At 65.1% G+C, this 23,390-nt stretch carries 21 protein-coding genes and 1 tRNA gene; 13 read left to right on the top strand and 9 right to left on the bottom strand.

Annotation, left to right across the window (positions count from 1 at the left end; translation table 11 throughout):
• The first annotated feature begins 84 nt into the window (after positions 1–84).
• Positions 85–1,299 (top strand): dephospho-CoA kinase, encoded by a 1,215-nt coding sequence (coaE, locus tag M2432_RS26390; RefSeq protein ID WP_280829803.1) that lies wholly within the window; start codon positions 85–87, stop codon positions 1,297–1,299.
• On the opposite strand, the gene M2432_RS26385 is transcribed toward coaE, so the two are convergent.
• Both M2432_RS26385 and M2432_RS26380 read right to left on the bottom strand, forming a co-directional pair.
• Positions 1,296–1,880 carry a hypothetical protein gene (locus M2432_RS26385; RefSeq protein ID WP_280829802.1) on the bottom strand — a complete coding sequence of 195 codons (585 nt, stop codon included), beginning with the start codon at positions 1,878–1,880 and terminating at the stop codon, positions 1,296–1,298. The genes coaE and M2432_RS26385 overlap by 4 nt on opposite strands.
• Before the next feature lie 39 nt (positions 1,881–1,919).
• Positions 1,920–2,429 carry a DUF402 domain-containing protein gene (locus M2432_RS26380; protein WP_280829815.1) on the bottom strand — a complete coding sequence of 170 codons (510 nt, stop codon included), beginning with the start codon at positions 2,427–2,429 and terminating at the stop codon, positions 1,920–1,922.
• A 97-nt stretch (positions 2,430–2,526) separates the two neighbouring features.
• On the opposite strand from M2432_RS26380, the gene uvrB reads away from it, so the two are divergent.
• The 6 genes from uvrB to M2432_RS26350 all read left to right on the top strand — a co-directional run bounded on the left by uvrB (position 2,527) and on the right by M2432_RS26350 (position 9,111).
• Positions 2,527–4,686, top strand: coding sequence for an excinuclease ABC subunit UvrB (gene uvrB / locus M2432_RS26375; RefSeq protein ID WP_280829801.1), 2,160 nt, complete (start codon positions 2,527–2,529; stop codon positions 4,684–4,686).
• A gap of 6 nt (positions 4,687–4,692) precedes the next feature.
• Entirely contained in the window at positions 4,693–6,090 is a 1,398-nt protein-coding gene (locus M2432_RS26370; RefSeq protein WP_280829800.1) for an MFS transporter, read from the top strand.
• Between the two features lie 190 nt (positions 6,091–6,280).
• Positions 6,281–6,351, top strand: a tRNA-Cys gene (locus M2432_RS26365).
• Positions 6,352–6,477: 126 nt separating this feature from the next.
• Entirely contained in the window at positions 6,478–7,338 is an 861-nt protein-coding gene (locus tag M2432_RS26360) for an acyl-CoA thioesterase domain-containing protein (protein WP_280829799.1), read from the top strand.
• 282 nt (positions 7,339–7,620) lie between these two features.
• The gene (locus tag M2432_RS26355) at positions 7,621–8,064 is read left to right on the top strand and encodes a universal stress protein (RefSeq protein WP_280829798.1); all 444 of its coding nucleotides are present in this window, start codon (positions 7,621–7,623) and stop codon (positions 8,062–8,064) included.
• A 132-nt stretch (positions 8,065–8,196) separates the two neighbouring features.
• Positions 8,197–9,111: an LLM class F420-dependent oxidoreductase gene (locus M2432_RS26350; RefSeq protein WP_280829814.1), complete on the top strand. Its 915-nt coding sequence runs from the start codon at positions 8,197–8,199 to the stop codon at positions 9,109–9,111.
• Between the two features lie 4 nt (positions 9,112–9,115).
• Here M2432_RS26350 and M2432_RS26345 read toward each other — a convergent pair whose 3' ends face one another.
• Entirely contained in the window at positions 9,116–9,790 is a 675-nt protein-coding gene (locus M2432_RS26345) for an MBL fold metallo-hydrolase (RefSeq protein ID WP_280829797.1), read from the bottom strand.
• Positions 9,791–9,913: 123 nt separating this feature from the next.
• Here M2432_RS26345 and uvrA point away from each other — a divergent pair, with 123 nt between their 5' ends.
• Entirely contained in the window at positions 9,914–12,808 is a 2,895-nt protein-coding gene (gene uvrA / locus M2432_RS26340; RefSeq protein ID WP_280829796.1) for an excinuclease ABC subunit UvrA, read from the top strand.
• 23 nt (positions 12,809–12,831) lie between these two features.
• Here uvrA and M2432_RS26335 read toward each other — a convergent pair whose 3' ends face one another.
• Positions 12,832–13,515, bottom strand: coding sequence for a winged helix-turn-helix domain-containing protein (locus tag M2432_RS26335; RefSeq protein ID WP_280829795.1), 684 nt, complete (start codon positions 13,513–13,515; stop codon positions 12,832–12,834).
• 64 nt (positions 13,516–13,579) lie between these two features.
• Here M2432_RS26335 and M2432_RS26330 point away from each other — a divergent pair, with 64 nt between their 5' ends.
• Positions 13,580–14,209, top strand: a complete 630-nt coding sequence (locus M2432_RS26330; RefSeq protein ID WP_280829794.1) for a flavin reductase family protein — start codon at positions 13,580–13,582, stop codon at positions 14,207–14,209.
• Between the two features lie 6 nt (positions 14,210–14,215).
• On the opposite strand, the gene M2432_RS26325 is transcribed toward M2432_RS26330, so the two are convergent.
• The 5 genes from M2432_RS26325 to M2432_RS26305 all read right to left on the bottom strand — a co-directional run bounded on the left by M2432_RS26325 (position 14,216) and on the right by M2432_RS26305 (position 21,012).
• Complete coding sequence (locus tag M2432_RS26325) at positions 14,216–15,382, bottom strand: winged helix DNA-binding domain-containing protein (RefSeq protein WP_280829793.1); 1,167 nt, start codon at positions 15,380–15,382, stop codon at positions 14,216–14,218.
• Between the two features lies 1 nt (position 15,383).
• Positions 15,384–15,719, bottom strand: a complete 336-nt coding sequence (locus tag M2432_RS26320; RefSeq protein WP_280829792.1) for a hypothetical protein — start codon at positions 15,717–15,719, stop codon at positions 15,384–15,386.
• Between the two features lie 57 nt (positions 15,720–15,776).
• Positions 15,777–17,105 carry an alpha/beta hydrolase-fold protein gene (locus tag M2432_RS26315; RefSeq protein WP_280829791.1) on the bottom strand — a complete coding sequence of 443 codons (1,329 nt, stop codon included), beginning with the start codon at positions 17,103–17,105 and terminating at the stop codon, positions 15,777–15,779.
• Between the two features lie 114 nt (positions 17,106–17,219).
• Positions 17,220–20,558, bottom strand: a complete 3,339-nt coding sequence (gene lysX / locus M2432_RS26310) for a bifunctional lysylphosphatidylglycerol synthetase/lysine--tRNA ligase LysX (protein ID WP_280829790.1) — start codon at positions 20,556–20,558, stop codon at positions 17,220–17,222.
• Between the two features lie 82 nt (positions 20,559–20,640).
• Complete coding sequence (locus M2432_RS26305; protein WP_280829789.1) at positions 20,641–21,012, bottom strand: DUF1844 domain-containing protein; 372 nt, start codon at positions 21,010–21,012, stop codon at positions 20,641–20,643.
• Between the two features lie 259 nt (positions 21,013–21,271).
• On the opposite strand from M2432_RS26305, the gene infC reads away from it, so the two are divergent.
• From infC to M2432_RS26285, 4 genes are all read left to right on the top strand, one after another.
• Positions 21,272–21,871: a translation initiation factor IF-3 gene (infC, locus tag M2432_RS26300; protein WP_280829813.1), complete on the top strand. Its 600-nt coding sequence runs from the start codon at positions 21,272–21,274 to the stop codon at positions 21,869–21,871.
• Between the two features lie 70 nt (positions 21,872–21,941).
• Complete coding sequence (gene rpmI, locus M2432_RS26295) at positions 21,942–22,136, top strand: 50S ribosomal protein L35 (RefSeq protein ID WP_280829788.1); 195 nt, start codon at positions 21,942–21,944, stop codon at positions 22,134–22,136.
• A gap of 37 nt (positions 22,137–22,173) precedes the next feature.
• The gene (rplT, locus tag M2432_RS26290; protein WP_280829787.1) at positions 22,174–22,563 is read left to right on the top strand and encodes a 50S ribosomal protein L20; all 390 of its coding nucleotides are present in this window, start codon (positions 22,174–22,176) and stop codon (positions 22,561–22,563) included.
• A gap of 41 nt (positions 22,564–22,604) precedes the next feature.
• Positions 22,605–23,345: an RNA methyltransferase gene (locus M2432_RS26285; RefSeq protein ID WP_280829786.1), complete on the top strand. Its 741-nt coding sequence runs from the start codon at positions 22,605–22,607 to the stop codon at positions 23,343–23,345.
• Positions 23,346–23,390 lie beyond the last annotated feature (45 nt).

Here is a 23,390-nt window from a genome sequence, read left to right as displayed (position 1 = left end):
CTTTCGCCGGCCGTCTTTGGTACGTAGGCGCACACTCGCAGGTGCCTGAGTGTGGCGGCGTGGCGTCCTGACACACTGTTGGGCGTGTTTCGTATTGGACTGAGCGGCGGTATCGGCGCCGGCAAATCGACTGTGTCTTCCACCTTTGCCGCTTGTGGCGGCATCATCGTCGATGGTGACGTTATTGCCCGCGAGGTGGTTGAGCCCGGCACCGAGGGTCTGGCGGCGCTGGTCGAAGCCTTCGGCGACGGCATTCTGCTGCCCGACGGGGCGCTGAACCGTCCGGCGCTGGCCGCTATCGCCTTCAGTGACGAGCAGAAGCGGCAGACCCTCAACAGCATCGTGCACCCGTTGGTCGGTAGGCGGCGTGCCGAGCTCATTGATGCGGCGCCCGTGGGTTCTGTTGTGGTGGAGGATATTCCGCTGCTGGTCGAATCTCAGATGGCACCGATGTTCCCGCTGGTGGTGATCGTGCACGCCGATGAAGACGTGCGGGTCGCGCGTCTCATCGAGTACCGCGGCTTCAGCGAGGACGACGCCCGCGCCCGCATCAGGGCCCAGGCAACCGTGGAGCAGCGACAGCTGGTGGCCGATGTCTGGCTGGACAATTCGGGACGCGCCGAGGACCTGGCTGACAAAGCCCGCGAACTGTGGGAAAAACGCATCATTCCGTTCGCCCGCAATGTGCAGGCTGGCGTCCCGGTAGCGGTGCCGCCGCAGGTGGTGCCCTATGACCTGTCCTGGCCCGAGCAGGCGGCCCGGATCGTCGCCCGGATCAATACCGCCTGCGGGCCTCGGACGGTGCGCATCGACCACGTCGGTTCCACTGCGATTAAAGGCATGGCCGCCAAGGACGTCATCGATGTGCAGGTGACTGTCCAGTCGCTGGAGGTGGCCGACGAATTGGCCGGGCCGCTGTTGGCTGCCGGGTACCCGGTACTCTGCCACATCGACGGTGATGCCGCCAAGGCTGACGCCCGCAGCACCGACGCTGCATTCGATCACTCAGACGATAAGATGTTGTGGCAGAAGCGCTTTCATGCTTCAGCTGATCCAGGTCGGCCGACCAATGTCCATATCCGGGTGCAGGGCTGGCCCGGTCAGCAGTTCGCGCTGCTGTTCCCGGCCTGGTTGGCTGCTAACCCCGGCGAGCAACAGGCCTACCTGGAGCTCAAGCAGCAGGTGCTGGCCGAAAACCCAGCAACCAGCGGCGATTACGCCGACGCAAAAGAGCCGTGGCTGGCCGATGCGTATCGGCGGGCCTGGGCCTGGGCCGACGAAACCGGCTGGCGCCCTTAGGTCGTCTTGGGGGTTACCGGCACGACGGGCTTCGGTGGCACCGCTGGCTGGCCGGCCGTACCCGGCAGCTCGGTGTCGTACTGCTGGCCGGGCACGAAGTCGGTCACTGATCCGCAGCTGAGAACGCCGTAGCCGGGGTCGTCGTGCTGCGGGGTCAGGCGCGGCGCGACGAACTGGTCGGCCTGCGCGACCATCTGATCATCGACGAGGATTTCGCAGTGCATGCTGGCCGAATACGGCCACTGAATGGAAACCTGCATGCCGGCATTGCGCGGGTCGGTGATCACCGCGGTGGACTCGAAGACCTCGCCCGGCAGCAGACTGGGGGTCGCCGAATTCAGCTGGGCGTCGGTGATGCGGTAGGTGACCACCGTGCCGCGGGACACGCCGTCGATGCGGGCGCGGTAGGTGACGTTGTGCGGACCGGGACCGAATTGAGGGGTGCTGTTGGTCGGCGTATCGCCGGCGGCCGTGGCGGGCGGCGGTGCGGGGTCCGCACCAGCCGAAGGCGAGAAACTCATAGTCGCGGCGGCACACACCATCGAGGCGACGGTGACCCATCCACGGGTGGTCCATGTCATGTTTGAGGAGATTACGCCGTTCCGTTGCCGCTGTAGCGGTCAGCAGCCGTTCTGCCAAGTCAACTGCATGCCCAGGGAAGCCAGCCAATCGCCCAGGTGATACCGGTGGCGGGCCAGACCGTCGACGGCAGAGGTGGCTGTCCGAATCGCCTGTTCGGCGTCCGCGGCGGTCAGTAGACCGTGCCGGACGGCGTCCAGCAGCTCGCCGATGTCCTCGAGTTCGACTTCACGGTCGGTGCGCACCACCAGATCGAGGTAATGATCTTCGGCCGTCCAGAGCGTCTCGCCGGCGATGAATCGCCCGACGTCCAGATAGTGGTCCTGATCCTTCTCATGTCCCGGATTGAAATGAAAAATGCTGGCGCGCAATCCGATTGATGGCAATAGCCAGGATTCCAGGTAGTGGAACTGAGTGCGTCCGGGCGTTGGGCGGGCCATGTAGAGGCCCCATGGTTCGACCCGGTACACGTCAACGACCCGCACGATGCCTTTGGGGTCGGTGTTCGTGCGGGCGGCCAGGTCGAAGGTTTCGTGCTTGGGCGCGTGAATGCCGCCCAGCGTACCGCCGCGCCCGTGTCATGCGGCCCGACCGTTTCTGACCTGGGACGACGTGAACTTGTCGGGGCACGGTTCTACGCTGGTGGCTATGGCTTTCGCGACCGAACACCCAGTACTGGCGCATTCGGAGTATCGCCCGGTTGATGACATGGTGCGGGCCGGTGGCGAGTTCGAGGTGGTCAGCCAGTACGACCCGGCCGGCGACCAACCGGCGGCTATCGACGAACTGGAACGGCGCATCAAGTCGGGCGAGCGCGACGTCGTATTGCTGGGCGCCACCGGAACCGGTAAGTCGGCCACCACGGCGTGGCTCATCGAACGACTGCAGCGTCCGACCCTGGTCATGGCGCCCAATAAGACGCTGGCTGCCCAGCTGGCGAATGAACTGCGGGAGATGTTGCCGCACAACGCCGTTGAGTACTTCGTCTCGTACTACGACTACTACCAGCCCGAGGCGTACATCGCGCAGACCGACACCTACATCGAGAAAGACAGCTCCATCAACGACGACGTCGAGCGGCTACGGCACTCGGCAACCTCCAGTCTGCTGTCGCGGCGCGACGTCGTGGTGGTGGCGTCGGTGTCCTGCATCTACGGTCTGGGCACGCCGCAGTCCTACCTGGATCGTTCGGTCGAACTCAAGGTCGGCGACGAGGTGCCCCGTGACGGGCTGTTGCGGCTCTTGGTCGACGTGCAGTACAACCGCAATGACGTGGCCTTCACCCGCGGCACCTTCCGGGTCCGCGGCGACACCGTCGAGATCATCCCGTCCTATGAGGAGCTCGCGGTGCGCATCGAGTTCTTCGGTGACGAGGTCGAGGCCCTGTACTACCTGCATCCGCTGACCGGCGACGTGGTCCGGCAAGTCGATTCGCTACGCATCTTCCCGGCCACCCACTATGTCGCCGGGCCGGAGCGGATGGCCGCGGCCATCTCGACAATCGAGCAGGAGCTGGAGCAGCGACTGTCGCAGCTGGAAGGGCAGGGCAAGCTGCTGGAGGCTCAGCGGCTGCGGATGCGGACCAACTACGACGTCGAGATGATGAAGCAGGTCGGCTTCTGCTCGGGGATCGAGAACTACTCACGCCACATCGACGGCCGGCCTGCGGGTTCAGCGCCGGCGACCCTGATCGACTACTTCCCCGAGGACTTCCTGCTGGTCATCGACGAATCGCACGTGACGGTGCCGCAGATCGGTGCCATGTATGAAGGCGACATGTCTCGTAAGCGCAACCTGGTCGACTTCGGCTTCCGGTTGCCGTCGGCCGTCGACAACCGCCCGTTGACCTGGGAGGAGTTCGCCGATCGCATCGGTCAGACGGTGTATCTGTCGGCGACGCCAGGGCCGTACGAGATGGCCCAGTCCGCGGGCGAGTTCGTCGAACAGGTCATCCGGCCGACCGGATTGGTCGACCCGGAGATCGTGGTCAAGCCGACCAAGGGGCAGATCGACGACCTGATCGGCGAGATCCGCAAGCGCACCGAACGTGACGAGCGGGTCCTGGTCACCACATTGACCAAGAAGATGGCCGAGGACCTGACCGACTACCTGCTGGAGACGGGCATCCGGGTGCGCTATCTACATTCCGAGGTGGACACCCTGCGGCGCGTGGAGTTGCTCCGGCAGCTGCGGTTGGGGGAGTACGACGTGTTGGTCGGCATCAACCTGCTGCGCGAGGGTCTGGACCTGCCGGAGGTGTCGCTGGTTGCGATCCTTGATGCCGACAAAGAGGGCTTCCTGCGGTCCACTCGCAGTTTGATCCAGACCATCGGACGCGCGGCTCGCAACGTGTCGGGTGAAGTGCACATGTACGCCGATAACATCACTGAATCAATGCAGGCGGCCATCGAGGAGACCGAACGGCGTCGGGCCAAGCAGATCGCGTACAACACCGAGCACGGCATCGACCCGAAACCGTTGCGCAAGAAGATTGCTGACATTCTCGATCAGGTCTATCGCGAGGCTGAAGATACCGAGGCCGTAGAAGTCGGCGGCTCCGGACGCAACGCATCCCGCGGACGGCGCGCGCAGGGTGAACCGGGTCGGGCGGTCAGTGCCGGCATCGTCGAGGGCCGCGACACAGCGAACATGCCACGGGCCGAATTGGCTGATCTGATCAAGGATCTCACCGAGCAGATGATGACCGCGGCGCGTGATCTCCAGTTCGAACTGGCGGCCCGCATCCGTGACGAGATCGCCGATCTCAAGAAGGAACTGCGTGGCATGGATGCGGCTGGCCTGAAGTGAGTCGCGGTGACCGGCACTGCATCTGAGCAATCCGCCGGTTGGCGCGAGCTGCTGGGGCCCAGGCATCTCGGCGCTTCCACGGTTCTCGCCGGTGGTGTCGCGCTGTATGCCACCAACGAATTCCTCACCAACAGCCTCTTGCCCAGCGCGGTGCAGGAGATCGGTGGTGAGCGATTTTATGCCTGGGTGACAACGGTTTACCTGGTCGCCTCGGTGGTTGCGGCCACGACGGTCGGTGCGTTGGTGGCTCGCCTCGGACCACGGCTTGCATATCTGTGGGCATTCGCGGTGTTCTGTGTCGGTACCACGATTTGTGCGCTGGCGCCAAGCATGGAAGTGCTGCTGATCGGCCGAGTGGTGCAGGGCGCGGCCGGCGGCGCTCTGGCCGGCCTGGGCTATGCGGTGATCAATTCGACTCTGCCGCAGTCATTGTGGCCGAAGGCATCGGCGTTGGTATCGGCGATGTGGGGAGTGGGCACGCTGCTCGGCCCGGCTGCAGGTGGGCTTTTTGCTCAGATCGGATTGTGGCGCTGGGCTTTTGGTGCCTTGGCCATCATGACCGTGGCCATTGCTGTGCTGGTGCCATTCAGTCTGCCCGGGAAATCCGCTGCGACCGATGACGTACCGACGCGAATACCGTTGTGGTCGTTGGTGATTCTGGGTGCCGCGGCGCTGGCGATCAGCACCGCAGGCATCCAGCGGGGCACGGTGCCGATGGTCACGCTGTTGGTCACGGGTGTGCTGTTGGTGGGTCTTTTCCTGGTTGTCGACCGTAGGTTGTCGGTTGGGGTGTTGCCGCACACAGCATTTCGTACCGGAGCGTTCCGCTGGAATTACGCCACCCTGGGTCTGCTTATGGCTGTGACGATGGCGAACATGTACGTTCCGCTGTTCGGCCAGGATCTGGCACATCTGGCACCCTTCGCGGCGGGTTTTCTCGGAGTCGCACTCAGCGTGGGGTGGACTGTCGGGGAGGTTGCCAGTGCGTCAGTCTCGTCACGGATGTGGGTTGTGCGGATTGTCGCGATGGCCCCGCTGGTGACCGCGGTCGGCTGGGCGGTGGCCGCAGCGACCCAGGTTCACGACGCCGGGCTTGAGCATGTTCTGGTGTGGTCTGTGGCGTTGCTGGTGGCCGGAGCAGGTGTCGGGATGGCCTGGCCCCATTTGTCTGCATGGGCCATGGGCCATGTCGACGATCCGAAGGAGGGCGCGGTAGCCGCCGCCGCCATCAGTACCGTGCAACTGATCTGCGGGGCGTTCGGTGCTGGGTTGGCGGGTGTGGTGGTCAATGTCGTCGGGCGGACCGACGCCACTGCGGCGCGATGGTTGTTCGCGATATTCGCGTTGATCGCAGGTTTGACCGCGATGGCGTCGTACCGGGCCAGCCGGGGAGCGGGCTCGTAGATCCAGCCGTGCTGGGTTGTTGAGGAGCATCCTGTGCGGATACCGGTGAACGGTTCGCGCCAGATGCTGGTTGAGGGCGGCCTCGGTCAACACACCGAATTCATCGATATAGCTATGCCGGCGGGAGTGGCGATCACGGTGAGCGTAACCATGGATTCAGCGGGGGCCGGCTGGCAACCTAGGTGTCACTGCGGGTGTGGCTGAATGGCTAGGCACCGGCCTGCAAAGCCGTTTACGCGGGTTCGAATCCCGTCACTCGCTCGCATGTGATGTTGCAGTACATCGGAATAGCTCGAACCCTGGTTGCAGGGTTCGGGTTTTTCTGTAGGCGTCCGATCGGTGGACGGGCGTGATCACCGGTGATCTGGACTCGGGCATGATGCCGGGGTGACGTACCGCTCCCCGACACTGTCCGATGTCGTGGCCACTCTGCTGGTCAATCAGATCGACGAACACCGCTTCAGGGCTACCCAACTCGACAACCCGAGCCACCACATCGCCGGCGGTCATATCGCCGGGCAGGCACTGGTGGCGGCTAGTCGTACGGCGCTCGGCCGCACTGCGCACAGTTTGCACGTCTATTACCTGCGGGCCGGAGATGCGCGGCACCCGGTCGAGATATCGGTGGATGCCGCCCGCGACGGTGGCACGTTGGCGACCCGGCACATCACCGCGTGTCAGCATGATGAGGTGCTGCTCGAGGCGCTTGCGTCGTTCAGTTCGCCGATCGACAGTCTGGACTACCACGAGCCGATACCCGATGTGCCCGAGCCGCTTTCGGTGCCGACCATGGCCGAGCAGCTGGCTGATTACGCCGACGAGCACCGCGGGTTCTGGGTACGTGAGCAGCCGTTCGATCTGCGCTACATCGACCCGCATCCACGGCTGGCCCTCGACCTGGCAGACCAGTCGTCGCGGCTTCGGATGTGGTGGCGCCCAACCGATTCGGTGCCGGACGATCCTGCTCTGCATGCCGCGCTGCTGACCTATCTGACTGGGACCACCATGCTCGAGGCGGCGATGATCCCGCGGGGTGCTGTGCCGGCTTACACCTTCTCGGCGCTGATCGATCACGCGCTGTGGTTTCACCGACCGGTCGATCTCACCGATTGGGTGTTGTCCGATCAGTTGTCGCCCAGCGGAATCGGTGGTCGTGGATTGGCGAGTGCGAGTATGTTCAATCGCTCCGGCGAATTGGTGTGTGTCGCAACACAGGAGTTGTATTTCGGTCGTGGTGCGACGAGTTGATTTTGTCGCACCACGACGAGTTGATTTGGACCGCGACACGATAAATTCAAACAGTCATGTTGCGGGCAATTGATGTTTGTCGACGGACAATACGCGCCAATATGAGCAAGCCCACATGCTTGCTCTGGCGGCGCATTTGGGCCGCTAGAGACCATAATGTGTGCTGAACCTGGCGAACTTGTGGTGAAACCACTCCGCGTGCGGTGCGGTAGCGATTACTGTCTGCGTTGACGCCGGACAGTGGACCGGGCGTGGATTAAACCTGGATAACGGGAGGCATGGATGAGCGGCTATCAGACCGTGGTCGTCGGTACGGACGGATCGGATTCGTCGTTGCGCGCGGTGGATCGCGCCGGCGAGATCGCCGCGGGAGCCAACGCCAAGTTGATCGTGGCGACCGCATATTTCCCTCAGGGTGAGGATCAGCGTGCCGCGGACGTCCTCAAGGACGAGGGCTACCAGATGGCCGGCAACGCACCCATCTACTCGATTCTGCGGGAAGCCAGGGAGCGGGCCGAGGCTGCCGGTGCCACCCAGGTCGAGGAGAAGGCCATCGTCGGCGCGCCGGTCGACGCGCTGGTCGAGCTGGCGGAAGGCGCCAACGCAGACCTTCTGGTGGTCGGCAATGTCGGCCTGAGCACCATCGCCGGCCGGCTGCTCGGTTCGGTGCCGGCCAACGTCGCGCGTCGCTCGAAGGTCGATGTATTGATTGTTCACACGTCCTGATATCAGCGAGTTTGGCGGAGGCACCCGGTGATTCACCGGGTGCCTCGCTATTTGTGCGCCATCGGTTCCCGCGCTGGCATTTACAAATATGAGCGAAAGTGTCACGGTAGGTGAGTGACGCAACCAGGTCCGATGAGATTCGCCATCACCCACCCGATGCACAGCCACCCGTACAACCCGGAGTTGGTCGACGGCGCGGGCATCGCCGCGGTCGCGGCCGCCGCCGAAGCCGCGGGGTTCGCGGGCTTCGGCTTCACCGATCACCCCGCGCCGACGGACAAGTGGCTGCAGGCAGGCGGCCACGACGCCTTGGATCCGTTCGTTGCCATGGGGTTTGCCGCAGCGCACACCAGCACCATGCGATTGATCCCGAACGTGGTGGTACTGCCGTACCGAAATCCGTTCCTGGTCGCCAAAGCCGGTGCGACGTTGGACCTGTTGTCCGGCGGGCGGTTCACCCTGGCGGTCGGCGTCGGCTACCTCAAGCGTGAATTCACCGCTCTGGGTGTCGATTTCGAAGAGCGGGCGGCGCTGGTAGAGGAAGCATTACAGGTCATCCGGGCGATCTGGACCACCGACGACGTCTGCTTCGAGGGCAGGCACTTCACCGCGACGGGCATCACCGCGCATCCGCGGCCGGCATCTCCGCCGCCTATCTGGATCGGCGGCAACACGGCTGCGGCCCGCCGTCGCGCGGTTGCCTACGGCGACGGTTGGTGCCCGTTCCCCGCGCCGGCGGTCCTCGCCCAGACGGCGCGCACGGCGTCGCTGGAGTCGCTGGCCGAATTGCAGGCCGGAATCGAGGATCTACGCCGCCGCTTGGACGAGGCAGGGCGCAATCCCGATGGGTTGGACATCACCTTCAGCAACAACGTGGGCGGCGTGCCAGGCCACGACGGATTCGACGCCGACGCCTACCTCGGCGGCATCGAGAGGCTGGCCGCACTCGGCGTCACCTGGGTGCAGGTGCAAGTGCCCGGCGACAGCCTGGCGCATGCCAAGGAGGCGATTGCGCTGTTTGGCGAGCAGGTGATCGCCAAGCTCTGAGCGGCTACCAGCCCCGCGCCCGCCACTCGTCCAGGTGCGGCCGCTCGGCCCCGAGGGTGGTGTCGTCGCCATGGCCGGGGTAGATCACCGTCGAATCCGGGTAGGCGTCGAACACCTTGCGGGTGACGTCGCCCAGCAGACGCTCGAAGTCGCCTTCCTGCCAGGTCTTCCCGACGCCGCCCGGAAACAGGCAGTCTCCGGTGAACAGGTGAGTGACATCACTATCGGCGCCGCGCAGCGCCAGCGCCACCGAGCCTTCGGTGTGTCCCTGTAGGTGAATAACGTCGAAGACCAGATGACCGACGGTGATGGTGTCGCCGTCGGCCAGGATCCGGTCCGGCTTGACCGGTAGCGGCTCGGCGTCCAGCGCGTGCGCGGCCGTCGGCGCGCCGGTGGCCTCGGCCACCTCGGCCAGGGCCTGCCAGTGGTCGAAATGCTGGTGGCTGGTGACGATGAGGTCGACGTTCGGCGCCTGGCTCTTGATCAGCTCGACCAGCACCGCCCCGTCATTGGCGGCGTCGATGAGCAGCGTCTTTCCCGTGTGGGAACAGGTGATGAGGTAGGCGTTGTTGTCCATCGGGCCGACCGAGGCCTTGATGATGGTTGCGCTTGGCAGTGTGCGACGCGCTGCGGTACCGGGCTCGAGGTGGCCGGTGTAGGTGTCATCGACGACAGTCATAAGGCCACCGTATCGGGCTTGGGCTCGGCACTGGGCTCGGACTTGGCTGGGGCTTGTCGGTGGCGGCACATAGCATGGCGCTGTGGTGTCTGCATTGCACACAGCAGGGGTGAAGGGAAACGCGTGTCCGACCGTCTGATCGTCAAAGGTGCGCGTGAGCACAACCTGCGCGGAATCGACCTTGACCTGCCCAGAGACTCGCTGATCGTATTCACCGGTCTGTCCGGCTCGGGCAAGAGTTCGCTGGCGTTCGACACTATCTTCGCCGAGGGACAGCGCCGCTACGTCGAGTCGCTGTCGGCCTATGCGCGCCAGTTCCTTGGCCAGATGGACAAGCCCGATGTCGACTTCATCGAGGGCTTGTCGCCGGCGGTGTCCATCGACCAGAAGTCCACCAACCGCAACCCGCGCTCGACCGTCGGCACCATCACCGAGGTCTACGACTATCTGCGTCTGCTGTACGCCCGGGCCGGCACCCCGCACTGCCCGACGTGTGGTGAGCGCATCGCGCGCCAGACCCCGCAACAAATCGTCGACCAGGTGCTCGCCATGGATGAGGGCATCCGGTTCCAGGTGCTCGCGCCCGTGGTGCGTACCCGTAAAGGCGAGTTTGTCGACCTGTTCGAGAAGCTCAACAGCCAGGGCTACAGCCGCGTGCGCGTCGACGGTGTGGTGCATCCGCTGACGGATCCGCCCAAGCTGAAGAAGCAGGAAAAACACGACATCGAGGTGGTGGTCGACAGGCTGACCGTCAAGGCCAGCTCCAAACAGCGACTGACCGATTCGGTGGAAACGACGCTCGGGTTGGCCGATGGCATCGTGGTGCTGGAGTTCGTCGACGTCGACGAGGATGCGCCGCACCGCGAGCAGCGGTTCTCCGAGAAGCTGGCCTGCCCCAACGGGCACCCGCTGGCCGTCGATGACCTTGAGCCACGGTCGTTTTCGTTCAATTCGCCGTACGGTGCCTGCCCTGACTGCACCGGATTGGGCATCCGCAAGGAAGTCGACCCGGACCTGGTGGTGCCTGACCCGGAGCTGACCCTTGCCGAGGGAGCTGTCGCCCCATGGTCCATGGGCCACAACGCAGAATACTTCACCCGCATGATGGCGGGTCTCGGCGAGGAGTTGGGTTTCGATGTCGACACCCCGTGGCGTCAGCTTCCGGCCAAGGCGCGCAAGGCAATTCTGGAAGGCTCCGACCATCAGGTGCACGTGCGGTACCGGAACCGGTATGGTCGCACGCGCTCATATTACGCGGATTTTGAAGGTGTGCTGGCCTTTCTTCAGCGCCGGATGGAGCAGACCGAATCCGAGCAGATGAAGGAACGCTACGAGGGCTTCATGCGGGATATCCCGTGCCCCGTCTGCGAAGGCACCCGGCTCAAGCCGGAGATTCTCTCGGTCACGCTGTCGGCCGGCGACGATGCGAAATCCATTGCGCAGGTGTGTGATCTGTCCATCTCGGACTGCTCGGTTTTCCTCAATGCGCTGACTCTGGGCACCCGCGAGCAGGCCATCGCGGGCCAGGTGCTCAAGGAGGTGCAGTCGCGGCTGGGCTTCCTGCTCGACGTCGGGCTGGACTACCTCACGCTGTCCCGTGCGGCGGGAACACTGTCCGGCGGTGAGGCGCAACGTATTCGGCTGGCCACCCAGATCGGGTCCGGTCTGGTCGGTGTGCTGTACGTGCTGGATGAGCCGTCCATCGGCTTGCATCAACGGGACAACCGCCGGCTCATCGATACTCTGGTGAGGCTGCGGGACCTGGGCAACACCTTGATCGTCGTCGAGCACGACCTCGACACCATCGCGCACGCCGACTGGGTGGTGGACATCGGACCGGCGGCCGGTGAGCACGGCGGTCAGATCGTGCACAGTGGTACCTACAAGGAGTTGCTCGACAACCCGAATTCGCTTACCGGAGCTTATCTTTCGGGCCGTGAGAGCATCGAGGTCCCGGCGGTGCGCCGGCCGGTCGATCGCAAACGGCAGGTCACTGTCGTCGGTGCACGGGAACACAACCTCAAAGATGTCGACGTGGCATTCCCGCTCGGCGTACTGACCTCGGTCACCGGCGTCTCGGGTTCGGGCAAGTCGACGTTGGTCAACGACATCCTGGCCTCGGTGCTGGCCAACAAGCTCAACGGTGCCCGGCAGGTGCCAGGCCGGCACACCCGGATCAACGGACTCGAGCAACTCGACAAGTTGGTTCGGGTCGACCAATCGCCCATCGGCCGCACACCGCGGTCCAACCCGGCCACCTACACCGGGGTGTTCGACAAGATCCGGACGCTGTTCGCCGCCACCACCGAAGCGAAAGTCCGCGGCTATCAGCCTGGTCGATTCTCGTTCAACGTCAAAGGCGGCCGCTGCGAGGCGTGCTCCGGCGACGGCACCATCAAGATCGAGATGAACTTCCTGCCCGACGTGTATGTGCCATGCGAGGTCTGTCACGGCGCCCGGTACAACCGGGAGACCCTTGAGGTGCATTACAAGGGCAAGACCATCTCCGAGGTCCTCGACATGTCCATCGAGGAGGCCACCGAATTCTTCGAGCCCATCAGCTCGATCCACCGCTACCTCAAGACCCTCGTCGACGTGGGTCTTGGTTACGTTCGGTTGGGCCAGCCCGCACCGACACTGTCCGGCGGTGAGGCGCAGCGCGTGAAGTTGGCGGCCGAGCTGCAAAAACGCTCGACTGGACGGACCATCTACATCCTCGACGAACCGACCACCGGCCTGCATTTCGAGGACATCCGCAAGTTGCTCAAGGTGATCAATGGCCTTGTCGACAAAGGCAATACGGTCATCGTCATCGAGCACAATCTGGACGTGATCAAGACCTCGGACTGGATTGTGGACATGGGACCCGAAGGGGGAGCGGGCGGCGGCACCGTCGTTGCGTCGGGTACCCCGGAGGATGTCGCGGCCAACTCGGGCAGCTACACCGGGCAGTTCCTGGCCGAACTCGTCGACGTGCCGGAACCGCCAAAGGCCAAGCGCCGCAAGGTCAGCGCCTAGTACGTAAGGGTCGCGGCAGTCTGCTACAGGTCTATGCCGAGCTGCGCGAGTTCGGCCCGCCCTTTGTCGGTGAGCCGCACCGCACGTGTCGTGCCACGCCGCGCGAGCCAGGACGTCCGCAGCAGGTGGTCGCACAGCGCGTCGCCGTACGCGCCGGCGAGGTGGTCACGCCGTTCGGTCCAGTCAAGGCACGCTCGCAGTAGTGGCTTTCGGGATGGCTGGGGCGTGATGTCGAGTTGGGCGAACCAGTCGGCGCCATTCGGTCCGAGTTCCCAATCCCGGGTGACGATTTCGCGTTCGTGCAGTGCTTCCACCAAATCGACGCCGAGCCGGCCGGCCAGGTGGCGATAGCACGTTCGCCCGGCTCGCAGGGCCGTGTCGCGGGTGCCGGCCGAGAGGGTGTGCTGCGGGGTCAGCATTGTGCCGCTCAGCGCCCCCAAGGCCTCGACCGCCTCCGCGACGTCTGGGCCGGCCAGCCTCAGGTAGCGATGTCGGCCCTGATGGGCCTCAGTCAACAAGCCGCCATCGACCAGTCGGTGCGCGTGTTCGGTCGCAGTCGACTTGGCGATACCCAGATAGCGCGCGATTTCACCCACAGTCCACGCCCGGCCGTCCATCAGAGCCAGCGTCATCGCGGCACGGCTATCGTCGCCGAGCAGGCGTCCGATAGCCGCGATGTCCGGTACAGAGTGGGCGTAGGTGGGCATGCGCCAACGCTAACTACGCAATAGTTCGGCGGCTACCGAATCATTGCGGTGCAACGGTGGACACATGCCATCCGACATCCCGGTCCAACTCGAGCACACGCACGTGATCGTTCGTCCCAAGGTGCTGTACGTCGGTACACCGATTGCGCTGGTCACCACGACAAGTCCCGATGGTTCGGTCAACATCGGGCCGATGTCCTCGACCTGGGCGCTCGGACGAACCATCGTGCTGGGGTGGGAGGCGACCTCCCAAACGTTCGCCAACCTGGCGCGGGAAGGCGAATGCGTGATCAATTACCCGCACGCCGACAGATGGGCGCAGGTCGAGGCGATCGCTCTGCTGACCGGCCGTAACCCGCCAGCGGCGCACAAGGCTGACCAGTTCTGCTACACAAACGACAAATGGTCGCCGGGTGGATTCACGCCGCAGCCCTCTGCGTCGGTTGGCCCACCGCGAATCGCCGAGTGCGCGATCCAATGTGAGGCCGAAGTCCAGGCTATCCACGTGCCGGCCGGGCCGGACGGAGACGGCTTCCGGATCGTGGAGACCTACGTCCGGACCGTGCACGCCGACAGACACCTCGCCGACACGGCCACCAACTACATCGACACTGACGCATGGTCGCCGGCGTTGTACGTCTTCCGCGATTACTTCGGCACGGGACGGCGCCTCGGAAAGACCCGTCGCCGCTGACGCGGCCTAGCGCGGGGTCAGCGGCGACGGAAAGCGCGGCCTGATCTGCACTCCGTCGAGCCAATCGGTGAGTTCAGCAGCCTTGCGTTGCAATAGCTTTCGGGCCGCCGTAGGTACATCTTCGGCGTAGACCAGCTGCACATGGCCGTCGGCGTCCTGCCCCCAGGCGCCGACCACCCGGCCGTCCCACCACACCGTCGGCCCGGCGTTACCGGAGCGGTCGAACAACTGCCCGGCGTGCATGCCCAGGTACCAGTCCCGGACCTGCCAGCCCATGGTGGCCGGGTCGAGCGCCGGCACCAGCGCACCCCACGGCGCCATCGCGGGTTCGGGGTCGAGGTCATCAGGCAGCACATAGCCCGGAGTACTGCACTCCGCCAACGCAACTTCGACGGCGCCGACGTCCCGCAGCCCGCCCCGCACCCAGCTCAGCGTCTGGCCGAACCACCACTTCACGTCAGCCTCGGTGGCCGGGCCGAAGGTGTGCAACCAATTGCGCAGCAACGAGATTCGCGCCACACCGGCATCCAGTGCGGTCACCGGGGCCGGCAACCAATGCGCCGCTGATGCCCATAGCGGCCGGGCCGTCGTCCACCCGCCGTCATTGGGTCCGCGCATAACTGTGCCCTGCGCGGATAACACCGTCAGAACCCGCGGCGCGACGGGAGTGCTTCCGCCCCAGGTCTTTCCGGGCGCCGGATCCCATTGGCCGGACAACTCGGGCAGGGCCGCGCGTAGCGTAGCCGTGTTGGCAACGGCACCCGTGGCCAGGTGTTGGTGCACCGCCGCCGAGGCGCGCTCCAACCAGACCGTGCCATCGCTGGCGATACCGGCCTTCTGCACATCACCAATCAACCGCTTGCGCTCGGTGGCCGCCACCCGGTCGCTGGCACTGGCTTGGACCGCGGACAGATCCTCACGGCTCACCACCCACAGGGTTCGGCGCATAGCCATGTGTTTGACCAGACCGCGATCCCGGTACAAGGCCTGATCCAGGTCGCTGACGGCGAAGCGGGGCAGACGTGCCCACAGCGAGAGATACGGCGTCGCCGGGTCAGTGGCGTGCAGGCCGACCAATGACCGGGTGACCTGGTTCAGCTCAGTCGTCGGTTCTGCCAGGAAATGACGCCGGGCCAACCGGGCGCGGCGCTCGGCAACGGTGAAGGTACGCAAGTCAGCTGTCGCGCATCGAACGACGGATTTCCTCGAGCCGTTCGGCAGCGGCCTTCTGACGAGCTTCGTACTGCTCTTCGACAGAGCGGCCTTCCGGGGTCTCCGATGCCAGCTCGGCGGCGCCAATGGCTGTGCCGTAACGGTTTTCGATCTTCTCGCGCACCGACTCGAACGTTGGAACGCCATCGGCGGTGTACCCGGGGTCTACCACCGGCGCGACGGGAGCGGCCGGAACTGTCGGAGCTGCGGGGCCACTCGGTTCGAGAGGAACGATCTCGGCGTCGATGGGCTCGTCAGGACCCTTTGACGGCGGCTGCGCGGCGGATTCGTCGGCCATGACTTCACGTTACCCGCCGGATAGTCGCGTCCGATGGGTTGCCAGGCCAGCGACTGGCTACCGCCGCGCGGCCTCGACCGTGACGGCCGGAGCCGTCGCACCAGGTAGTGGTTGCTTGAGCACCTCGGGTGTGCCGACCTGACCGGCGAGCCACGGCAGCGCCGTCGTGAACGCCTGTGCGGCAAACGGCCAATCGTGCTTGCCGGGTTGTTCGACCACCACGCAATGCATTCCGTGGGTGGTGCCCAATCGGCACAGTGAGTTGGCCGCGACGGTCTGCGCCGGCAGCACGCGCGACGCGCGCGACAGTACCGGGCCGCTGATGTCGTACCAGGCCGAGATGTCGTTGTACGTATGGCGGGCGATCACCGTCATCGGATCGAAGTCGGCATACCGGGATGCGTTGCCGCCGAACAGTCTTTGGATGGTCTGGGTGCGAGTGCCTGCGTTGGGCGCGATATCGCCGGCAATGTCTTCGAAGGCGCTGAAGAGGTCCGGATGCATCGCCGCCAGGTCGACCGCGCAGGTGCCACCCATCGACCAGCCCACGATGCCCCAGTTTCGCCGGTCGGTGCTGACGCCGTAGGTGGCGCTCAGGAACGGCACCACGTCTTTGGTGAGGTGGTCGGCCGCGTTGCCGCGGGGACCGTTGACGCATTCGGTGTCGTTGTTGAATGCACCGCCGGAGTCGACGAATACCATGACCGGAGCATTGCCGTGGTGGGCCGCGGCGAAGTCGTCGGCGGTCTTGATGGCGTTGCCTGCGCGTAGCCAGTCGGCCGGGGTGTTGAACTCTCCGCCGATCATCATCAACGTCGGCAGCTTCGGCGGCGGACTGGAGGCGAACCACGCCGGCGGCAGGTACACGAATTCGTCGCGATGTTTGAAACCCGATGCAGCCCAGCCTGTCTGAACCGGGACAACCTGGCCGGTCCGTGGTATCTGGCGGGCCTTCTGCATGGCAACCACGGTTTCCGGCTTGGTCTCGTCCGGCACTGGCGCGGAACTGACCTGCCCCCAAGCGGTCTCGACATTGGGGAAGTAGCCCACCCACAGGTTCAAGGCCAACGCCGCGCACAACGCGCACAGCGGTACCGACAGCACCGCCAGGCCTCGGCGCCACCATCGAGTGGCCCGCCAACCAAGGACGAGCAGGGCCAGCGCTGCACCGGATATCCCGGTCCAGACCCACAACTGGGTCGGGGCCGGTTCATCGGACAGCCCTTGTGAGGTGACGAACCAGTGTGCTCCAGCGGTCAGCGCCGCACCGAAGGCCGCGGCGACAGGTAGCCACACCGTGCGCCAACGCCGACTACGCCAGCCGACCGCCACGATCAGCACCACCGTTGCGGCGATCTGAATACTTAGCGGCAGCCAACCTTGCATCAACGAAACCTGTTGGTCGCCAGATGTTCCGGCCGCCGTTGCCCCGATCACAACAGCGACATGGTGACGGCTGAAGCTGGGAGGTTCCTGTGAGCTGGTGGTGGCTCGGGATGGCTACCGTGGCTTCGCCAAGGGGAACGGGAGCGTGTCGCGAATGCTGCGACCGGTGATCAGCATGACCACGCGGTCCACACCCATCCCGAGACCGCCAGTCGGCGGCATGGCGTATTCCATGGCCTGCAGGAAGTCCTCGTCCAGTTCCATGGCCTCGGGGTCGCCGCCCGCGGCCAGCAGTGATTGCTCCTGCAATCGGCGCCGCTGTTCCACCGGATCGGTCAGCTCGCTGTACGCGGTACCCAACTCGACGCCCCACGCCACCAGGTCCCAGCGCTCGGCTACGCCCGGAATGCTGCGGTGTGGGCGGGTCAGCGGCGACACCGATGTGGGGAAGTCCTTGTAGAACGTCGGCGCCTCGGTCCGATCCTCGACCAAGCGCTCGTACAGTTCGAGCACCACGGCTCCGGCGTCCCACTGGGTTAGGTAGGGGATCTTGGCGGCGTCACACAGCTTGCGCAATGCGGCAAGGTCGGTCCGCGGGGTCACCTCCTCGCCGAGGGCTTCCGACACCGCATCATGGACCGTCTTGACTGCCCATTGACCGGAAATGTCGATCGGTTGCAGCGTGCCGTCGTCGCTGCGCGGCCGCATGACAACCTGCCGGCCGTTTGCCGCTGCTGCGGCGTTCTGGATGATCTCGCGGCAGCCGTCGATCCACACGTTGTAGTCGGCATGCGCCTGGTAGGCCTCCAACAGGGTGAATTCCGGGTTGTGGCTGAAGTCGACGCCTTCGTTGCGGAATGCACGCCCGAGTTCGAACACCCGCTCCACTCCACCGACGCACAGTCGCTTCAGGTACAGCTCCGGCGCAATCCGGAGATACAGATCGAGGTCATAGGCATTGATGTGGGTCTCGAACGGCCGCGCGTTCGCGCCGCCGTGGATCTGTTGCAGGATCGGAGTTTCGACTTCCAGGAATCCCTTGCCTACCAAGGTCTCCCGGATGGAGTGCAACACGCGACTGCGGGCGGTGATGAGGTGCCGGGCCTCTTCGTTGATGGCCAGGTCGACATAGCGTGTGCGGACCCGGGCCTCGGGGTCGATCAGTCCCTTCCACTTGTCTGGCAATGGGCGAAGGCATTTGCCTGTCAGGCGCCAACTGTGCACCAGTACCGAGGTGGTGCCGTTGCGGCTGGTGCCCATGACGCCGGACACTTCGAGCAGGTCGCCGAGGTCGATCGCCCCGGTGAAGTCCGCCACCGTCCCATCTGTCAGCTTCGAATTGTCCAGCAACAGTTGGACTTCGCCCGACCAGTCCCGTAACTCGGCGAACAGCACGCTGCCGTAGTCGCGTAGCCGGAGCACGCGCCCCGCTACGCACACCGGAGTATCGGGCGCGGACTGGACTGCCTCGGCGATGGTGTGGCTCGGTGGCTGGCCCACCGGATAGGCATCAATTCCGTTGTCCTGCAGCGTCTTCAATTTCGCCATCCGGACCCGCACCTGATCGGGCAGGCGCTGCTCGCTCTCAGCGTCGGGTTCCACCGTCGAGATCCCGCTGACGTCGGGGGCGCTGCCGTCGTGATGGAGACGGCCCGAGTCGACCAGGTTCTGCGGTGCCGCGATGTGGTGACCGGTATGCGGTTGCTCGTCGCGCTTGGAGAACGGCAACACCAGGAAGCCCTCGGCGATACCGGAGGCCACACCGACGCGCGGGATGAGGCGGGCGTCCTCGTAGCAGGCGTAGCGAGGAACCCACTCGGGCAGGTACTTCATGTTGGACCGGTACAGCGTCTCAAGCTGCCACCAGCGGGAGAAGAAGATCAACAGCGCGCGCCACAATCGCAGCACGGGACCGGCACCGAGTTGCGAACCCTGTTCGAAAGCCGAGCGGAACATCGCGAAGTTCAGCGAAATCCGGGTGACGCCAATCTCTTCCGAGCGCTGGCACAGCTCACTGACCATCAGTTCGATGGTGCCGTTGGGTGAGCCTTGAGAGCGGCGCATCAGGTCCAGCGATACCCCGTTGTTGCCCCACGGCACCAACGACAACATCGCGACGACGGCCTCGTTCTGCTGACCCGCGTGCTGCACTGCCTCGACCAGCAGGCAGTCACCGTCGGCGGCATCGCCGAGCCGGCCCAGCGCCATGGAGAAGCCGCGCTCGGTCTCGGTATCCCGCCATTCGTCGGCGTGTCGGATCACCGCTGCCATTTCGTCGGCGCTGATGTTGCGGTGGCGGCGCATTCGCACCGTCAGGCCGGCTCGACGGGCTCGGGTCACCGCCTGGCGAACGGCGCGCATGTCCGACCCCGACAGCCGGAAGGACTCCGGGTGCATGATCGCCTCGTCGCCCAGGTGCAGCGCATTGAGGCCGGCGACCCGGAACGCCTCGGCGCCCGCCGAGCTGGCGCCCATCACGCCGGGAGCCCAGCCGTACGTCTGGCACAACGCCAGCCAAGCGTTGATGGCGGCCGGCCAGGCCCGTGGGTCACCGACCGGATCGCCACTGGCCAGGCACACACCGACCTCGACTCGGTAGGTGACAGCGGCGCGGCCGTTGGGAGCGAACACCACGGCCTTGTCGCGTCGGGTGGCGAAATAACCCAGCGAATCGTGCTTGCCCCACAGCTCCAGGAGGCCGCGGATGGCGGATTCGTCCTCACCGGTAAGGGCGTTCTCGGCGCGCTGGGACTGGAACAGCACGACCGCTGCGAGCATCAGCGCCACCGCGCCGAACAAACCGAACAGGGCATTGAGGAACACGTGCGGCTGCCCGCCGAACAGGTCCTTGTCGACGGCGGCGAACCCGCTGACTCGGTTTATCGCGTAGGGCAGCAGGTAATCGGGGTCGACGTGGCCCGGAAACCGCTTGAGCAGACCCCAGGCCAACAGGATGCCGACCGCCATACCCGCGACCAGCGTCGCAGCCGCCTTGAGCAGTGCGCCGCGTCGGACTTTCGCCCAGAACTCGCGGCGGGCCAGCAACAGCAGCACGATCACCGCGACGTGGAAGGTCAGACCAAGCGCTTCACCGAAATCCTCGACGACGGTCAGGTCGACCATCGGTCGGTCTCCGGTGGCCAGCCCGTAGATGTTCAAAGCCACCGAGCCGACCATGTAGATGAGCAGCAGCCACCAGGCGATGCGTTTGTGCGCTGCCAACGCCGCGGCCAGGAGCATCAGCACGAATGCCCACGCGAAGCTGGTGTCCGGGAAGTTGAACAGATAGCTGTTGACGAACTCGCGCGGGGCATGAATGATCCATCGAACCAGCGGTGAAATGCTCGCCACCAGCGACAATGTGGCCACAACGCCGACGGTCCCACCGGCGACTTCCGGGACCCACGAGAACCTCGTCGTGCGATGCGACTGCTTAGTCACGGTCAAGGTCATGGGCCGGAGAATATGCGCTGAAACTCTGAATGGGTATCAGACTTCAGGCCCGTGTCTGTCTCGTTGCTGCATGCCCGCTGCACTACCAGACGGGCCCGGTGTACTTCTCCCCAGGACCGTGCCCCGGTTCGTCGGGTGCGACGCTGGCTTCCCGGAATGCCAGCTGCAGGCTCTTCAGCCCGTCGCGAACCGGGCCGGCGTGCAGCCCCAGATATTCCGCCGAGGCCTGGGTCAATCCGGCCAGCGCAGTGATCAACCGGCGGGCTTCGTCCAAATCGCGGTGCGGGCTTTCGTCGGGGTCTTCCTCGGCCAGGCCCAATTTCTCGGCGGCGGCACTCATCAGCATGACGGCGCAGCGGGTGATCACTTCGACGGCCGGAATCTCAGCCAGCTCGCGTACCTGCGCTTCCTCAGCTGCAGTTTCGGCATCGCGCATTATGTTCGGGTCGGTCATGCCTGCTAGAGTGTCATGCGCGACCGTCCTGGCTGACGTCAGGACAGCAAGTGGAGTCCCACTCCCACCGTCGGCCTCGCGGCTTGGCGGTCCGGTCACAGGCACTTTACGTGCCTGTTCTGCGCGGTACGCAGGCGGCGAGAGCCGTGATCGGTCGGCATTGGGCCCTGCTATATGCAGGGCTTTTCTGTTCGTGCGAACAGATGCGCTGAACCGGGTGTGGTCCCCACGGAACTACTGGAACAACCCGGGAGGCCCCATCAGCACTGAGACACGCGTCAATGAGCGCATCCGCGTACCTGAAGTTCGGTTGATCGGACCGAACGGTGAGCAGGTGGGCATTGTGCGCATCGAAGATGCACTCCGCGTCGCCGCGGACGCCGATCTCGACCTTGTCGAAGTTGCGCCCAGCGCCAAGCCGCCGGTCTGCAAGATCATGGACTACGGCAAGTACAAGTACGAGACGGCCCAGAAGGCACGTGAGTCTCGCAAGAACCAGCAGCAGACCGTCGTCAAGGAACAGAAGCTGCGCCCCAAGATCGACGACCACGACTACGAGACCAAGAAGGGTCACGTCGTCCGCTTCCTGGAAGCAGGGTCGAAGGTCAAGGTGACCATCATGTTCCGTGGACGCGAGCAGTCGCGACCTGAATTGGGTTACCGGCTCCTGCAGCGGCTGGGCGCCGACGTCGCCGAATACGGCTTCATCGAGACGTCCGCCAAGCAGGACGGCCGCAACATGACGATGGTGCTGGCACCGCACCGCGGCGCGAAGACTCGCGCCAAGGCGGCGCACGATGCCGATACCCCGGCCGGCCGGCCGGAACCTGCGGCACCTGAACCTGACGCAACCGCGTAGTTAGTCGCGAAAGCCACGCTGCGGCCACCAGCCGCAGTGAGGTGATCGCACGGAAAGAAACTGAGGACACATGCCCAAGGCCAAGACCCACAGTGGCGCATCGAAGCGGTTCCGCAAGACCGGAACCGGCAAGATTGTGCGCCAGAAGGCCAACCGTCGCCACCTGATGGAGCACAAGGCCACCAAGCGCACCCGTCGCCTCGACGGCCGCGCCGTGGTCGCTGCGAACGACACCTCGCGTGTCAACAAGATGCTGAACGGCTAGTACAGCCCGCTACCCGAACGAACGATAGGAACATCTCATGGCACGCGTGAAGCGCGCACTGAACGCTCAGAAGAAGCGGCGCACAGTACTGAAGGCCTCCAAGGGTTACCGCGGGCAGCGCTCGCGGCTCTACCGCAAGGCCAAGGAACAGCAGCTGCATTCGTTGACCTACGCCTACCGCGACCGTCGCGCCCGTAAGGGTGAGTTCCGCAAGCTGTGGATCTCGCGTATCAACGCTGCGGCCCGCGCCAACGGCATCACCTACAACCGCCTGATCCAGGGCCTGAAGCTGGCCGGCATCGAGGTGGACCGCAAGAACCTGGCCGAGATCGCCGTCAGCGACCCGACCGCGTTCGCCGCTCTGGTCGAGGCCGCCAAGGCTGCCCTGCCCGAGGACGTCAACGCTCCGTCCGGAGAGGCTGCCTGAGTCTGACTGAGGACTCAGCGCTCACCGAGCGATCAGCCCGAGTGGTGGCTGCGGCCAAGCTGCAGCGCCACGTCGGGCGCAAACGCGCCGGGCGCTTCCTTGCCGAGGGACCTAACCTCGTCGAGGCGGCGCTGCGGCGCGGTCTTGTTTCTGAGGTCTTTTCGACCGCCGCGGCGCTGGACCGGTTTGGTGCGCTGTTGACCGGGGCTCCCGTGACGCTGGTGACCGAACGTGCCGCGAAATCGTTGTCGGACACCGTGACTCCCGTTGGCTTGGTGGCGGTGTGTTCGCTTCCTGACGTCGGTTTGGTCGACGTGTTGGCTGCCGGTCCGCGGCTGCTGGTGGTTGCGGTGGGGATGTCCGAGCCGGGTAACGCAGGCACCCTGATCCGTACCGCCGATGCCATGGGCGCCGACGGTGTGGTGTTCGCCGGCGACAGCGTCGACCCGTACAACGGAAAGTGCCTGCGGTCCTCGGCGGGCAGCATCTTTTCCTTGCCCGTCGTGGTGGATTCCGATGCGACGGGGGTGGTTTCGGCGATCCTGGACAGCGGGGTCGCGGTATTGGCCACTGCGCTGGACGCGACTGTCGACCTTCGTTCGGCCGACCTTTCCGCGCGTACGGCCTGGCTGTTCGGTCCCGAGGCGCACGGTCTGCCTGCCGAGGTGGCCGCGCTGGCGTCGCAGCGGGTGAGCATCCCGATGCGGGGGAGCGCCGAGAGTCTGAATGTCGCTGCGGCTGCAGCCATCTGCCTGTACGAGAGCGCCCGCGCGCAGTCCTGACCCGGTCGCCGGGACTACGGTTGTTGGCGCTATTGGCGACGATTC

The sequence above is a fragment of the Mycobacterium sp. OTB74 genome, from assembly GCF_029892685.1.
GTDB lineage: Bacteria > Actinomycetota > Actinomycetes > Mycobacteriales > Mycobacteriaceae > Mycobacterium.
The sequence above is the reverse complement of the archived record's forward strand: the minus strand, read 5'-3'. Positions and strand labels throughout refer to the sequence as shown.

What these genes read in the sequence shown, in the direction of transcription:
- M2432_RS26385 (WP_280829802.1), bottom strand. Translation starts at nt 1,880, where the DNA reads ATGACATGGACCACCCGTGGATGGGTCACCGTCGCCTCGATGGTGTGT.
- M2432_RS26335 (WP_280829795.1), bottom strand. Translation starts at nt 13,515, where the DNA reads ATGCCCACCTACGCCCACTCTGTACCGGACATCGCGGCTATCGGACGC.
- M2432_RS26315 (WP_280829791.1), bottom strand. Translation starts at nt 17,105, where the DNA reads ATGCAAGGTTGGCTGCCGCTAAGTATTCAGATCGCCGCAACGGTGGTG.
- uvrB (WP_280829801.1), top strand. Translation starts at nt 2,527, where the DNA reads ATGGCTTTCGCGACCGAACACCCAGTACTGGCGCATTCGGAGTATCGC.
- M2432_RS26350 (WP_280829814.1), top strand. Translation starts at nt 8,197, where the DNA reads ATGAGATTCGCCATCACCCACCCGATGCACAGCCACCCGTACAACCCG.
- M2432_RS26355 (WP_280829798.1), top strand. Translation starts at nt 7,621, where the DNA reads ATGAGCGGCTATCAGACCGTGGTCGTCGGTACGGACGGATCGGATTCG.
- M2432_RS26320 (WP_280829792.1), bottom strand. Translation starts at nt 15,719, where the DNA reads ATGGCCGACGAATCCGCCGCGCAGCCGCCGTCAAAGGGTCCTGACGAG.
- rplT (WP_280829787.1), top strand. Translation starts at nt 22,174, where the DNA reads ATGGCACGCGTGAAGCGCGCACTGAACGCTCAGAAGAAGCGGCGCACA.
- M2432_RS26345 (WP_280829797.1), bottom strand. Translation starts at nt 9,790, where the DNA reads ATGACTGTCGTCGATGACACCTACACCGGCCACCTCGAGCCCGGTACC.
- lysX (WP_280829790.1), bottom strand. Translation starts at nt 20,558, where the DNA reads ATGACCTTGACCGTGACTAAGCAGTCGCATCGCACGACGAGGTTCTCG.
- M2432_RS26330 (WP_280829794.1), top strand. Translation starts at nt 13,580, where the DNA reads ATGCCATCCGACATCCCGGTCCAACTCGAGCACACGCACGTGATCGTT.
- rpmI (WP_280829788.1), top strand. Translation starts at nt 21,942, where the DNA reads ATGCCCAAGGCCAAGACCCACAGTGGCGCATCGAAGCGGTTCCGCAAG.
- M2432_RS26305 (WP_280829789.1), bottom strand. Translation starts at nt 21,012, where the DNA reads ATGACCGACCCGAACATAATGCGCGATGCCGAAACTGCAGCTGAGGAA.